Below are 12,852 nucleotides of genomic sequence, written 5' to 3'. Positions count from 1 at the left end.
CATGTGCCAGCTTCCGATGTCCCGCCGCGAATGGCTGAAACTCGCGTCGATGTTCACCGTTGCGGGCGCCGCGCCGTTGCTCGGCGCGCTGAACGCGCGCGCGGCGGCCGAGCCCGACGCGCCGGTCCGCATCGGCTATCTGCCGATCACCGACGCGACGCCGCTGCTCGTCGCGCACAACAACGGCTATTTCGACGCAGCCGGCATCGCGGCCGAGAAACCGACGCTGCTGCGCAGCTGGGCGCAGGTGGTCGAGGCGTTCCTGTCCGGCCAGGTCAACGTCGTGCATCTGCTGTCGCCAATGACGGTGTGGGCGCGTTACGGCAGCCACGCGCCGGCGAAGGTCGTCGCGTGGAATCACGTGAACGGCTCGGCGGTGACCGTGTCCCCCGAGATCGACAGGCTGTCGGACCTCGGCGGCAAGACGGTCGCGGTGCCCTTCTGGTATTCGATTCACAACGTCGTGCTGCAGGACATGCTGCGCGCGCAGGGCCTGGCTCCGGTGCTGAAGAAGGATGGCGACCTGAAGCCGAACGAAGTGCGGCTGATCGTGATGTCACCGTCCGACATGCCGCCCGCGCTCGCGTCGAAGCAGATCGCCGGCTACATCGTCGCGGAGCCGTTCAACGCCGCCGCCGAAGCGCTGAAGGTCGGCAAGGTGCTGCGCTTCACCGGCGACGTGTGGAAGAACCACGCGTGCTGCGTGGTGTTCATGCACGAACGCGATCTGCAGACGCGGCCGGAATGGTCGCAGAAGGTCGTCGATGCGATCGTCAAGGCGCAGTTGTGGACCCGCGCGCATCCGCAGGAGGCCGCGCAACTGCTGTCGAAGAGCGGCGCGAACCACTACACGCCGCACGCGGCCGGACTGCTCGGCACCGTGCTCGCGCCGCCGCCCGGCGACGAGGCGCGTTATCTCGCGGACCGCGCGATCGTCCACGCGGACTGGCACGCGAAGCGGATCGACTTCCAGCCGTATCCGTATCCGAGCTACGTCGAGGAACTCGTGAAGCGGCTCAAGACGACCCAGGTCGAAGGCAACGCGCAGTTCGTCGGCCAGCTGGACCCGGCGTTCGTCGCGCGCGACCTCGTCGACGACCGCTTCGTGAAGAAGAGCATCGACGCAGCCGGCGGCCTGAAGGCGTTCGGCCTGCCGGACGGTTATGCGCGCACGGAGACGATCGTTGTCTAGCGTATCGACCTCGTCGTCTTCACCGGCATCGTCCGCCGGCGAGGACGCGGCGCACGCCGGCGGTCCGCGCCGGTCAGACGGCGCGCGAGGCTGGCTTGTGCATACCGCCCTAGGCATCGCCGGGCTCGCGGGCATCGTCGCGCTGTGGTGGCTCGCGGTGTTCGCGCTGGCGCGGCACAACCCGCTCGCCGCGCAGTTCTCGCCGCAGAGCGCGATCGCGACGCTGCCGTCGCTCGTCACCGACGACCGTCTGTTCCTGCATATCGGCACGAGCCTGCGGCGGATCGCGGTCGGGCTGGCGTGGGCGATGCTGGTCGGCGTGCCGCTCGGGTTCCTGATCGGGCGCATCCGCACGCTGGAGATCGCGCTGACGCCCGCGTTGCAGTTCCTGCGGATGGTCTCGCCGCTGTCGTGGATGCCGATCGCGGTGATGTCGCTCGGCGTCGGCGACGACGCGGTGTACTTCCTGCTCGCGTTCGCGGCCGTGTGGCCGCTCGTGATGAGCACCGCGACCGGCGTCGCGCAGATCGATCGGCGCTGGGTGCAGCTCGGCGAGAGCCTCGCCGCGACGCGCGCGGAAATGCTGTGGCACGTGTACGTGCCGGGCATCGCGGTGCATGTGCTGACCGGCGTGCGGCTCGCGATCGGCATCCTGTGGATCGTGCTGGTGCCGGCCGAAATGCTCGGCGTCAGCTCGGGGCTCGGTTATCTGATCCTCGACACGCGCGACCGCCTCGCGTACTCCGAACTGATGGCGGTGGTGCTCGTGATCGGCGCGCTCGGCTTCCTGCTCGACTACGCGGCGCGGCTCGCGTACCGGCGGTTCGGCGCGGGCAACGCGTAACGGCGGTTTTGTGCTGCGTTCGGGCTGCATTCGAGCGGCCTCGCCGCCGCCCGGCATCACGCGCCCGTCGCGCCCGCTCCCTCGGTGAACAGCGCATGCTGCTCGCCCGCCGCGTACCAGCGGGCGAACGCATCCGCCCGCATCGGCCGCGCATACAGGAAACCCTGCACGAACGACACGCCGCGCTCGCGCAGATAGTCGAACTGCGCGGGCGTCTCGACGCCCTCCGCGATCAGTTCCGCGCCGAGCCGGTGCGCAAGGCCGATCACGGTGTCGAGCACCGGCGCGTCGCCGTGTCCGGCCGGGTCGATCGTCTGCACGAACGCGCGGTCGATCTTGAGAAGGTCGAACGGCAGCGATTGCAGGTACGACAGCGAGCAGTAGCCGGTGCCGAAGTCGTCGATCGACACCCGCACGCCGCGCGCGCGCAGCGCGGTCAGGTTCGCGTGCGCCTGCTGCGCGTTCGCGATCAGGCTGTGCTCGGTCACTTCGAGCACGACCTGAAGCTGCTGCCCGGCCAGTTGCTCGATGAACGCGTGCATGTCCCCCTGCAGATGCTCGCTCGACAGATGCTCGGACGCGACATTGACCGCGACGTGGAATCCCGGCTCGACGAACCACTCGCGGGAGTCGCGCGCGACGAGCGCGAGCAGGTGCCGCGTCAGCGGCACGATCACGCGCGACGCCTCGGCCTGCGGAATGAACAGCTCCGGGCTGACCGTCCGGCCGCCCGCGCGGTCCCAGCGCAGCAGCGCCTCGACGCCCTCGCAGCGCCCGGACGCGACGCCGTACACCGGCTGATACTCGACGTGGAACTCGCCCGCATCGATCGCGCGCAGCAGCTGCTCGCGCGCGGACCGGCCGCTGCGCAGGCTGCGGTACGACAGCCACACGAGCACGCCGGCCAGCAGCACCGCGAACGGCAGCAGATGCACGAGCCGCTGCGCCCATGCGTGATTCAGCCGCCCCTGGGTGCCGATGATCTCGACGTCGATCTGCGCCGGCGCCGCGCCGGTCTCCTCGTCGAACAGCAGCAGCGCGTCGTCCGACGCGGAAGGCGCGACGCCGCTGCGCAGCGTGATGCCGTCGCCGACGCGCAATTCGATCTGATACGCGGTGAGCGGCGTGATCGCGCCGAGCAGGTCGAGCAGATACTGGCCGTCGACGACCGCGACCACGCTGCGCCCGTCCACGCCCGGCCGGCCGATCAGCAGCGCGGGACTCTGCGGCCGCAGCGGCGTGCCGGATACGATCCGCACCCACGGGGCTTGCGGCAGTCCGGTGGGAAACTCCACGAAATGCGACAGCGGGACGTTCGCGCTGCCGAGCACCGACGAGCAGTACACGCGCCCCGGCTCCACCAGCAGCAGCGACCGGAAGTAAGGCTCGGCGTCGCGGCGGCGGCGCAGGTCGGCGGCGACGTCCTCGCACGGCGCATTCGTCAGCGGCACCAGTTCGTTCGCGACCCGCTGGCCTTGCGCGAGGATCGTCGCCACCTGATTGCGGACCACGTGAGCGGCCAGTTCCGCGTCGCGCCGCTCGTGCTGGCGCGCATCGGTCCAGCTGAACAGCACGCTCGCGACGAGCGGCAGCACCGCGGCGAGCACGAGCAGGATGCCCGCGCGCCTGAAGCGTCGGCGGGTGTCCGGATCGACGGTGTCGGCGGTGAAAAAGGTACGCATTCGCGATCGGAGTTCTGTTCTGTGGGCCGGCGACCGGCGGCGCGTCGCGAAGGCGCGTCCATCGTAATGCCCGCGAAGCCGTTTGGCGACCGATTCTTTAAGGCCTGCGTCGGCCCGCGCACAGCGCGTGGCAAGGCTGCGAACGCGCGGCGACGGCAACGTTAGCATACCTTTTCGGGCGATTGCGACTGCCCGCGTGCGGGGCGGGTGGCGGGACTCCGAATGCGTCAACGGCAGTCCGCGCCGGCCGTCCGGTCGTCGTGGCTCATGGACAGAACACCAGCCGTCGCCACCGCGACGCGACGGCCTGTGGTCCCAGCGGCCCGAGCCCGCGTCAAGGCGGGGGCGGCGCGCCGTCTCCGTCCGGCAGTTCCTTCGGCGGCAGCGGCTGGTCGAGGCCCGGCTCCGGCGGCGTCGGAATCGCGTCGCCTATCGGCTTCGAGGTCTCGCGCGGCGGCTCGGTCGCGGGATCGCGCGACTCGCCGGGCGCTCGCGTGGCGGCGTGCTGATCGGTGGATGCAGTCATTTTGTGTCCCTCCCCAGGCGAATGAATTCGCAAACGGGTTGCGAGCAGGTTGCGTGCCGGGTGGGGTGGATGACGAGCGCCGCGTTGTGTGTTTCGCCGGCGGCGCGAGAGCGCTGCTGCGGGAGAAAATGCGCGCCGGAGCGGTAAAAGCCGCGGTGCCGGCACACCTGATCGCATACGTGCGAACGACGCCGCGCGATGAAGAAGAGAAAAAGAACCTGCCGCGCACCGCCCGCGAGCCAACTACGTCGCGATGCGCCAAACCAGACCAGGAGGCAACCGACGAAGCAGAAACAAACGCCCCGCCTCGAACCATCGTAACGTCGTAACGTCGCTACTCCATCACGCCGCCACGAACCCCACTGCCGCCGGCCGCCCCTTCGCGAACCCGCGCTGCGCGGACTCCGTCCCGCCGAGCCTGAACACCTCGACCGCCGTGCTCAACCGCTGCGCCTGCTCGTTCAGCGACACCGCCGCCGCAGCCGCCTGCTCGACCAGCGCCGCGTTCTGCTGCGTGACCTGGTCCATCTGCGTGATCGCGATGTTGATCTGCTCGATGCCGGTCCGCTGTTCGGACGACGCGGTCTCGATGTCGGACATGATCGAACTCACGCGCGTGATCGATTCGAGTATCTCCTTCATCGCTTCGCCGGACTGGGTCACGAGGTCCGCGCCGGTCTCGATGCGCGCGCCCGACGCCTGGATCACGTCCTTGATCTCGCGCGCGGCCGCCGCGCTGCGCTGCGACAGCGAACGCACCTCGCCCGCGACGACCGCGAAGCCGCGCCCATGCTCGCCCGCGCGCGCCGACTCCACCGCCGCGTTCAACGCGAGGATGTTGGTCTGGAACGCGATGCCCTCGATCATCCCGACGATCTCGCCGATGCGCCGCGAATCGCCGACGATCCCGGTCATCGCGCTGCTCACCTGCCCGGTCAGCTCGCCGCCCTGGCTCGCGAGCGACGACGCGTTCGCCGCGAGCGAACTCGCGAGCTTCGCGTTATCGGCGGTCTGCGTCAGCGTGCTCGCCAGTTCCTCGATGCTCGCGACGGTCTCTTCGAGCGACGCCGCCTGCTGCTCGGTGCGCTCCGACAGGTCCGAGTTGCCGGCCGCGATCTCCGCCACGCCGGTGTTGATCGTATCGACGCCGCCGCGCACGTCGCGCACCGTCGCGGTCAGCGACGCCTGCATCTTCGCAAGCGAACGCATCAGCCGGCCCATTTCATTCGAACTGTCCGCGACGATGCGCCCGCCGAGGTCGCCGGCCGCGATCCGCTCGAAATGCTCGACCGCCTCGTCGGCCGGCCGCACGATCGCCTGCACGAGCCACAGGCGCATCGCCAGCGCGACCAGCAGCGCGAGCACGAGGCCGATCGCCACCGCCGTCGTCACGATCGAGAAGCGCTGCTGCGCGTCGTTGTAACGCTGCGCGCCGCGATCCATCTGCACCTTCTCGACCGCGAGCATTGCCTTCTCGTACGCGCTGTACAGCTTCGGCAACTGATAGGCCTGGAGCTTCAGGAACGCGTCGCGGTCGCCGGCCTTCAGCGCGGCCAGCGCGGGCTGCACGCCGTCGTGCAGGAACGCGTCGCGCTGCGTCTGCATGTCCTGCACCATCTGGCGCTCGCTGTCGTCGTTGCCGAGCATCGCCGTAAATGCGGCGAGTCTCTCGCTGGAATTCTTCAGGTATTGATCGGAACGCTTGAGCACGGCCTGCGCGCCGTCCGCATCATGCAGTTCGTCGAGCGACGCATAGGTCGCGAGCGCGAGACGCAGGCGCAGCAACTGGCCCGCGCTGTTCTCCAGGTTCGCGACGGCAGGGGTGTCGATGGTGTAGGTCTGTCGGAGGGCTTCGTTGCCCTGTCGCAGCGACAGCAGCCCGACGGCCGCGCCGATGATGAGGGTGATCGCGAACGCCGCGACCATCAAGGTAAGACAAGCTCGGATCGACAGATTTTTTATCATGACTACGATCGTGCAAAGTAAAGCAGAAAAAGCAGAAAAACGTCAGGCAAACGATTGCTCAACGCCCCTCCTTGTTTACGGCGATGAATGCCGGATCTAAAGTCCTCGACGGGTTCGGGTATTCCAGCATTCGTGCATGCGCGCACATCGTTATGCACGGTGCATTGACAACGTTGCTATCGCGCCTTTCCCTTCAGGCAAGCGGATGCGCGCGCCGTCCCGCACTCGCCGATAGGGCTGCCCTGCCCGAATGCCTTCTCTTGCGCGCCACGCCGCACGAATGCGGCGCGGCGTTTCGCCTCGCCCGACGTCGATGGGCGATTGACGGCGAACGCGCCGCGGCCCGCGAGCGACTTCGTCAAACGTAGGTCCGCGCGGGCGCGCCGCCGACGCTGTCCGTCTCGGCATCGAGCTTGCGGTCCGGCCGCATCGCGAACGACAGCAGCACGCCCGCCGCCATGATCGCCATCGACACGGTGAACGGCAGGTTCCAGTTGCCGGTCGTGTCGATCAGCCAGCCGCCGACCACCGGGCTCACGATCGCCGCGCCGGCCGAACCGGTATTCATGATCCCGCTCGCGGTGCCCGCGTGCCGCGGCGCGATGTCCATCGGCACCGCCCACATCGGCCCGATCGTCATTTCGTTGAAGAAGAAACCGGCGCTCAGGCACAGCGCCGCGAGCGTGACCGTCACGTTCTGCGCGAGCAGGATCGGCGCGAGCGACAGCAGCGTGCACAGCATGCACACGCCGACCATCACGTTGCGCGCGAGCCGCAGGTTGCCGCTGCGGCGCAGGATGCGGTCGGTCACGAGGCCGCCGAGCCAGTCGCCGATCACGCCCGCGAAGAACACGCCGGACGCGAACAGCGCGGACTTGCTCAACTCCATGTGGTAGTTGTGCAGGAAGTACTGGGGAATCCAGCCGAGGAACAGCCACAGCACCCAGCCGTAACAGAAGTACACGGCGGTGACCGGCGACATCCGCGCGGTCAGCCGCCGCCACGGCACCTTCACGCGCTCCTTCGCGCCGCTGTACGTTTCGAGGGCGTCGCATTCGCCGCCGGTGATGCGCGGATGCTGGCGCGGGTCGTCGCGGAAGTACCAGACCCAGACGACCGCCCACAGGCAGCTCGCGATGCCGGTCACGAAAAACGCGCCGCGCCAGCCGAACGACAGCATCAGCCACACGATCAGCGGCGGCGCGACCGCGTTGCCGATCCGCGACGCCGCGTGCGTCGTCCCCTGCGCGAAGCCGCGCTGATGCGCGGGCATCCAGTTCGACATCGCGCGCGTCGCGGTCGGGAACGTCGCGCCTTCGCCGAGACCGAGCAGCAGCCGCGCGACGACGAGCGACAGGAAGCCGCCCGCGAGACCGGTCAGGATCGTTGCGCCGGCCCAGATCACCGCGCAGATGGTCAGCGTGCGGCGCGGCCCGAAGCGGTCGCCGACCCAGCCGCCGATGATCTGGAAGATCAGATACGGATATGCGAACGCGGAGAACACGAAACCGACCTGCGTATGCGACAGCTTCAGTTCGGCGCCGAACGCGCCGGCGGCGGTGCTGACGTTGACGCGGTCAACGTAGGTGATCAGGTACATCGCGCATAACAGCAGCAGCACGCGCGTGGTGGCTCGACGGAACATCATCGTCTCCTTGAAGAAGGATGCACGACGCCCGGACGCGACGATGCGTCCCGAACGCCCGGCAACGGGTACTTCGAAAGGCGGATGGCTGGCGGCGGCTCGCGGCGGAAACGCTACGCGGGTCGGCCGGGATGCTGCGAAACGAAGGCGTCGAAGAAGAGCAGAGGTCGGTTCATGGCGATGCGATGTCTCCTTGAACGCGCGTCGTGCGCGCTCTTTATGGTTGACGGGACGCGTTGCCCGTTTCTTTAACGTAGGCGCTTACTTTATGCGTAATGCCTGTTCCGGCATCTGTGCGACGCGGCGTTCGGCTGACCAGCAGCGCGGCGCGTGTATCGCGCGCCGCGCTGCGGCCTTCGCGTTGCCGGAATATTCCAGCGTGAGAAACATGCGCCCGCAACAGAGTGCCTATAGCCTGGCGTCCGCATCGAAACGAGCGGCGCAGCCGGTCCGCGAGCGGCGGCGGCGCGGCGCATGCCGACACAGGAGCAACACGGATCAGCAGGTTCAACGTGGACGCCGGCATCGACACCCCCGGGAGCGGGTTCAGACGAGCTTCACCGCTACCGGCGGCAGCCCGTCGATCTCGCCATGAGCAACGCCCGGCGACGACAACACGAAAAGGCCGGTGTACGACCCGGCGGTCAGCACGGTGCCGGGCTCGACCGCGACGCCGCGCGCGACGCTGTGGTTCACGACCCACGCGAGCAGCCGCCGCGGATCGCCGGCCGGGTTCGCGGGCGTGCCGCCGAACGCGCTCGCGCCGTCGAACGTGAAGCGCATCGACGGCGCGACGAACGGATACGCGGCGTCATAAGGAACGCCTTCGCCGACCACCAGCGCGCCGTGGTTCTGCAGGTCCGCAAGCTGCCACAGCTTGTCCACGTCCGGCCATGCGCGAAAGCGGGTCGCGACGACTTCGATCGCCGCATGCACGGACTCGATCGCGGCGATCACCGTTGCGTCGTCATAGGGTCCGCTGTGCGGCTCGAAGCGCCGCCCGAGCGTGAACGCGATCTCCAGTTCGAGGCCCGGCTTCACGAACGACGCGCGCGGCAACGTCACCGGCTCGCGGAACACGCCGGCCGCCGGCAGCGGCGCGCCCTGAATCGGACCGTCGAGCGACTTCGAGCCGACCTTCCAGCCGCCGATCCGGCCGCCGAGCGCGCGCACCGTCGCGTGCTGCACGTCGTACGCGTCGTCGCTGTTCGCGGGGCGCAGCGCCGGCTCGACCGTATCGAGCGCGCTCGCGACGCCGTTCGCGGTGCGCGCGGCGACGAACTGCGCGGCGAGCGCGTCGGCGTCATACGTGCGCTGGCGGGCAACGGCCGCGCCGGGTTCGTTCACTACCGTGCTCATGCAGCCACCTTCAATGCGGGTTTCGCAACGTGGGTCGTCAGGTAGTCCATCGCGGCGGTGACGCCGCTCGCCTTCAGCCCGACGCCGGACAGCTTCAGCCCCATCTCGCAGCCGGCGAGCGCGGCCATCAGCGTGAGGTCGTTGCAGTCGCCCAGGTGGCCGATGCGGAACATGCGCCCCTTCACCTTGCCGAGCCCGGTGCCGAGCGATAGATCGAAGTGCTCGTAGATGGTCTTGCGCACCGCGTCCGCGTCGACGCCCTCGGGCATCACGACGCCGGTCAGCACCGGCGAATACACGGCCGGATCGACGCACTGGATTTCGAGGCCCCATGCTTCGACCGCCGCGCGGCACGCGGCCGCGAGCCGCTGGTGACGCGCGAACACGCGATCGAGTCCTTCACCGAGGATCATGTCGAGCGATTCCGCGAGCCCGTACAGCAGGTTCGTGTTCGGCGTGTACGGCCAGTAACCCTGGCGGTTCATCTCGATGATCTCGTCCCAGCCCCAGAACGCGCGCGGCAGCGTCGCCTGTTTGCTCGCCGCGAGCGCCTTCTGCGACACCGCGTTGAAGCTGATGCCCGGCGGCAGCATCAAGCCCTTCTGCGAGCCGGACACGGTCACGTCCACGCCCCATTCGTCATGCCGGTAGTCGGCGGACGCCAGGCCGGAGATCGTATCGACGAGCAGCAGCGCCGGATGCCCGGCCGCGTCGATCGCGCGGCGCACCGCGGCGATGTCCGACGTGACGCCGGTGGACGTCTCGTTGTGCACGACGCACACCGCCTTGATCGCGTGGCCGGTGTCCGCGCGCAGACGCGCCTCGATCAGGTCCGGCTGCACGCCGCGCCGCCAGCCCTCGACGCCGGGCAGCCCGAGAAACTCCGGCTTCAGCCCGAGGTTTTCCGCGAGCTTCTTCCACAGCGTCGCGAAGTGGCCGGTCTCGTACATCAGCACGGCGTCGCCCTGGCTCAGCGTGTTCACGAGCGCCGCCTCCCACGCGCCGGTGCCCGACGCCGGATAGATGACGACCGGCTGCGCGGTCTTGAAGATCTTGCGGATGCCGTCGAGCACCTTGAGGCCCAGCGCGCCGAACTCGGGGCCGCGATGGTCGATCGTCGGGTAGCTCATCGCCCGCAGGATGCGGTCGGGAACCGGGCTCGGCCCCGGAATCTGCAGGAAATGACGGCCCGCCGGATGAAAGTCCAGTTTCAGCATCAAACGCCCCTCGAATTGCGGTCGAATGGAATGTCGGTGACAGTAAAGCAAATGGAATTTTGCATGCAAAATACTCTAATCCACGGTCCCCGGGTTGAAAAGCGGAGAATGGCCCGGACGGACCAGGGGAAACCCGCCTGTGCAGCGCCATGGCGGGCTTACGCTAAAATTGCCGCGAACGGAACGACCGAGGTTTCGAATGCAAAATGCTGACATTCCGGCGGCCCAGCTCGCGCCCGCGCTGCCGAAAGTCGAGCGGCTGCGGCTGCACGACACGGTGGTCGATCATCTGCGCAACTTCATCGTCGAGGGGCTGCTCGCGCCCGGCGTGAAGCTGAACGAGCGCAAGCTGTGCGAGATGCTCGGCATTTCGCGCACGCCGCTGCGCGAGGCGCTGAAGGTGCTCGCGGCGGAGGGGTTGATCGACATTTCGCCGAATCGCGGCGCGAGCGTCGCGCAATTGAGCGAGGCCGAGATCCGCGACATGTTCGAGCTGATGAGCGGCCTCGAAGCGTTTGCCGGCGAACTCGCGTGCGAGCGGATCAACGCGGCCGAACTTGCGGAGATCAAGGCGCTGCATGCGGCGATGCTGATGTGCCGCGAGCAGAACGACCTGTCCGGCTACTACGCGCGCAATCGCGCGATCCACGACCGCATCAACGCGGCCGCGCGCAATGCGACGCTGCGGCAGACCTACGTGACGCTGAACCGGCGGCTGCAGGCGCTGCGGTTCCGGTCGAACTTCCAGACCGCGAAGTGGGACAGCGCGATCCGCGACCACGAAGCGATGATCCGCGCGCTGGAGACACGCGACGGTCGGCAACTGTCAGCGATCCTGCGTTCGCACCTGCTCGCGAAGCGCGACGCGGTGCTCGCGGAACGCACGCTGACGACCGTCGACATGGCGAAGCCGATGCCGCCCGACGGCGCGGACGCGCCGTAAGCGGCCCGATGCGGAAAGCGTCGTGCGCGGCCTCGCGCGACGCCGTTTTGCCGCGATGGCTCACGGCTGGTACGCCGGCTCCACGATCGCCCAGAACGCGGCCTTCGGCTTCAGGTCCGCGTCGAACAGCAGCGGCTGGTTCGTCCGCTTCGCCGGCACGGTGCTGAGCCATGTGTGCCCGTCCGTGTAGCCCCAGAACGTGACCGCGCGAATGCTCGGCTCTCGCTCGAACAGATCGAACAACTCGCGATAACGCAGCGCCTGCGCGCGTTGCACATGGTTCGGCACCGGCGCGCCGAGGTCCGGCAGACACGTCTTCGCGTCGCTCCAGCAACTGCCCGGATCGTTGTAGAAGCTCACGTCCAGTTCCGTCACCTGGTTTTCGAGGCCGAGCGCGACGACGTCCGCGAACGCCTGCTGGATGTTCGCAAGCGGCGGCCACGCGACGTTCACGTGCATCTGGTGGCCCACACCGTCGATCGGCACGTGCTGCGCCTGAAGCTCGCGGATCACCGACAGCAGCCGCGCGCGTTTGCCCGGATCGTCGGTGTTGTAATCGTTGATGTACAGCTTCACGTCCGGGTCCGCCGCGCGCGCGGCGCGCAGCGCGATCGCGATGTAGTCCTTGCCGAGCGCCTTGAACCACGGACTGTCCTGCCGGTACACGTAGGCCGGGTCGTCGCTGATGACCTCGTTGACGACGTCCCACGCGTAGACCTTGCCGCGGAAATGCGCGACCACGTCAGTCACGTAGCGATGCAGCCGCGCGGCGACCTGGTCGCGATAGCCGGGGGCGTTGCGGTCGCCGGCGAAGAACCAGTCCGGCGCTTCCTTCCAGTCTCCCGCCTGAAAGTGCCATACGAGCGTATGCCCGCGCATCGCGATGCCGTTCGCCTGCGCGAACGCGACGATCTCATCGGCGGGGCCGAAGTTGTAGCGCCCTTCCGCGATGCCGATCGTGCCCGGCTTCATCTTGTTTTCGGCGGTGAGGCTGGAGAACTGTTGTGCGATCAGCGCGGCGTCCGCGGGCTGGCGCAGCGCGTCCGGCTCGACCGCCGCGCCGACCTTGAAGTGCGCGGCCATCACGGTCTTCAGCGCCGGCACGTCCGCGCGCGGGGCCGGCGCGAGCGGCGTGTCGCCGGGGCGAGCGCCGCCGGCCACGCCGCCGCTCGCGCATCCGGCAACCCAGGTGACCGGAAGCAATGCGGCGGCAATGCAGATCTGGCGGCGGCGGAATCGTGGCGTGGGCATGGATATCCTTTTTGTGTCGATTAATGCGGTGACGGTCTAATCCAGTTAAAAAAAATCCAGTATGGCCATCAGGGTAATGACCATACTGGAACCCGAGATACGCGGGTAATGGAGAAGCCTTGTTCACCTGCGGGATCGCTCCGGCGTCCCGGCGATTGCGGCGCAATCGTGCGAAACGCGGAGCGGCAAGCATTCCGGCGCGGATTTGATCCGGCTAATAAAGCCGTT

General features: G+C 68.3%; 10 protein-coding genes. 3 read left to right on the top strand and 7 right to left on the bottom strand.

All coding sequences use genetic code 11. The features are described 5' to 3' along the window. Position 1: 1 nt before the first annotated feature. Together BLV92_RS28860 and BLV92_RS28855 are read left to right on the top strand one after the other, a co-directional pair. The gene (locus BLV92_RS28860; protein ID WP_090552299.1) at positions 2–1,192 is read left to right on the top strand and encodes an ABC transporter substrate-binding protein; all 1,191 of its coding nucleotides are present in this window, start codon (positions 2–4) and stop codon (positions 1,190–1,192) included. Further along, positions 1,164–2,036, top strand: a complete 873-nt coding sequence (locus tag BLV92_RS28855) for an ABC transporter permease (RefSeq protein WP_090552296.1) — start codon at positions 1,164–1,166, stop codon at positions 2,034–2,036. The genes BLV92_RS28860 and BLV92_RS28855 overlap by 29 nt, the downstream gene beginning before the upstream one ends. 56 nt (positions 2,037–2,092) lie before the next feature. Here the strand turns inward: BLV92_RS28855 and BLV92_RS28850 are convergent, their stop codons facing one another. The 6 genes from BLV92_RS28850 to BLV92_RS28820 form a co-directional block, all read right to left on the bottom strand. Next, positions 2,093–3,718, bottom strand: coding sequence for an EAL domain-containing protein (locus tag BLV92_RS28850; RefSeq protein ID WP_166676601.1), 1,626 nt, complete (start codon positions 3,716–3,718; stop codon positions 2,093–2,095). A 334-nt stretch (positions 3,719–4,052) separates the two neighbouring features. Beyond that, on the bottom strand, positions 4,053–4,244 hold the full coding sequence (locus tag BLV92_RS28845) for a hypothetical protein (protein ID WP_090552291.1): 192 nt from the start codon (positions 4,242–4,244) through the stop codon (positions 4,053–4,055). 342 nt (positions 4,245–4,586) lie between these two features. Then, the gene (locus tag BLV92_RS28840; RefSeq protein WP_090552289.1) at positions 4,587–6,209 is read right to left on the bottom strand and encodes a methyl-accepting chemotaxis protein; all 1,623 of its coding nucleotides are present in this window, start codon (positions 6,207–6,209) and stop codon (positions 4,587–4,589) included. A gap of 358 nt (positions 6,210–6,567) precedes the next feature. Further along, the gene (locus BLV92_RS28830; RefSeq protein ID WP_090552284.1) at positions 6,568–7,857 is read right to left on the bottom strand and encodes an MFS transporter; all 1,290 of its coding nucleotides are present in this window, start codon (positions 7,855–7,857) and stop codon (positions 6,568–6,570) included. 543 nt (positions 7,858–8,400) lie between these two features. Continuing rightward, complete coding sequence (locus tag BLV92_RS28825) at positions 8,401–9,213, bottom strand: 2-keto-4-pentenoate hydratase (RefSeq protein ID WP_090552281.1); 813 nt, start codon at positions 9,211–9,213, stop codon at positions 8,401–8,403. Continuing rightward, positions 9,210–10,430, bottom strand: a complete 1,221-nt coding sequence (locus tag BLV92_RS28820) for a pyridoxal-phosphate-dependent aminotransferase family protein (protein ID WP_090552278.1) — start codon at positions 10,428–10,430, stop codon at positions 9,210–9,212. Before BLV92_RS28820 ends, BLV92_RS28825 begins: the two co-directional genes overlap by 4 nt. A gap of 199 nt (positions 10,431–10,629) precedes the next feature. Here BLV92_RS28820 and BLV92_RS28815 point away from each other — a divergent pair, with 199 nt between their 5' ends. Next, positions 10,630–11,373 carry a GntR family transcriptional regulator gene (locus tag BLV92_RS28815; protein WP_090552277.1) on the top strand — a complete coding sequence of 248 codons (744 nt, stop codon included), beginning with the start codon at positions 10,630–10,632 and terminating at the stop codon, positions 11,371–11,373. A 60-nt stretch (positions 11,374–11,433) separates the two neighbouring features. Here BLV92_RS28815 and BLV92_RS28810 read toward each other — a convergent pair whose 3' ends face one another. Beyond that, positions 11,434–12,624, bottom strand: coding sequence for an endo-1,4-beta-xylanase (locus BLV92_RS28810; RefSeq protein ID WP_090552274.1), 1,191 nt, complete (start codon positions 12,622–12,624; stop codon positions 11,434–11,436). Positions 12,625–12,852 lie beyond the last annotated feature (228 nt).

Origin of the sequence: Paraburkholderia caballeronis, from assembly GCF_900104845.1 — a bacterium.
GTDB lineage: Bacteria > Pseudomonadota > Gammaproteobacteria > Burkholderiales > Burkholderiaceae > Paraburkholderia > Paraburkholderia caballeronis.
The sequence above is the reverse complement of the archived record's forward strand: the minus strand, read 5'-3'. Positions and strand labels throughout refer to the sequence as shown.

What these genes read in the sequence shown, in the direction of transcription:
- BLV92_RS28830 (WP_090552284.1), bottom strand. Translation starts at nt 7,857, where the DNA reads ATGATGTTCCGTCGAGCCACCACGCGCGTGCTGCTGCTGTTATGCGCG.
- BLV92_RS28810 (WP_090552274.1), bottom strand. Translation starts at nt 12,624, where the DNA reads ATGCCCACGCCACGATTCCGCCGCCGCCAGATCTGCATTGCCGCCGCA.
- BLV92_RS28820 (WP_090552278.1), bottom strand. Translation starts at nt 10,430, where the DNA reads ATGCTGAAACTGGACTTTCATCCGGCGGGCCGTCATTTCCTGCAGATT.
- BLV92_RS28860 (WP_090552299.1), top strand. Translation starts at nt 2, where the DNA reads ATGTGCCAGCTTCCGATGTCCCGCCGCGAATGGCTGAAACTCGCGTCG.
- BLV92_RS28850 (WP_166676601.1), bottom strand. Translation starts at nt 3,718, where the DNA reads ATGCGTACCTTTTTCACCGCCGACACCGTCGATCCGGACACCCGCCGA.
- BLV92_RS28855 (WP_090552296.1), top strand. Translation starts at nt 1,164, where the DNA reads ATGCGCGCACGGAGACGATCGTTGTCTAGCGTATCGACCTCGTCGTCT.
- BLV92_RS28840 (WP_090552289.1), bottom strand. Translation starts at nt 6,209, where the DNA reads ATGATAAAAAATCTGTCGATCCGAGCTTGTCTTACCTTGATGGTCGCG.
- BLV92_RS28815 (WP_090552277.1), top strand. Translation starts at nt 10,630, where the DNA reads ATGCAAAATGCTGACATTCCGGCGGCCCAGCTCGCGCCCGCGCTGCCG.
- BLV92_RS28825 (WP_090552281.1), bottom strand. Translation starts at nt 9,213, where the DNA reads ATGAGCACGGTAGTGAACGAACCCGGCGCGGCCGTTGCCCGCCAGCGC.
- BLV92_RS28845 (WP_090552291.1), bottom strand. Translation starts at nt 4,244, where the DNA reads ATGACTGCATCCACCGATCAGCACGCCGCCACGCGAGCGCCCGGCGAG.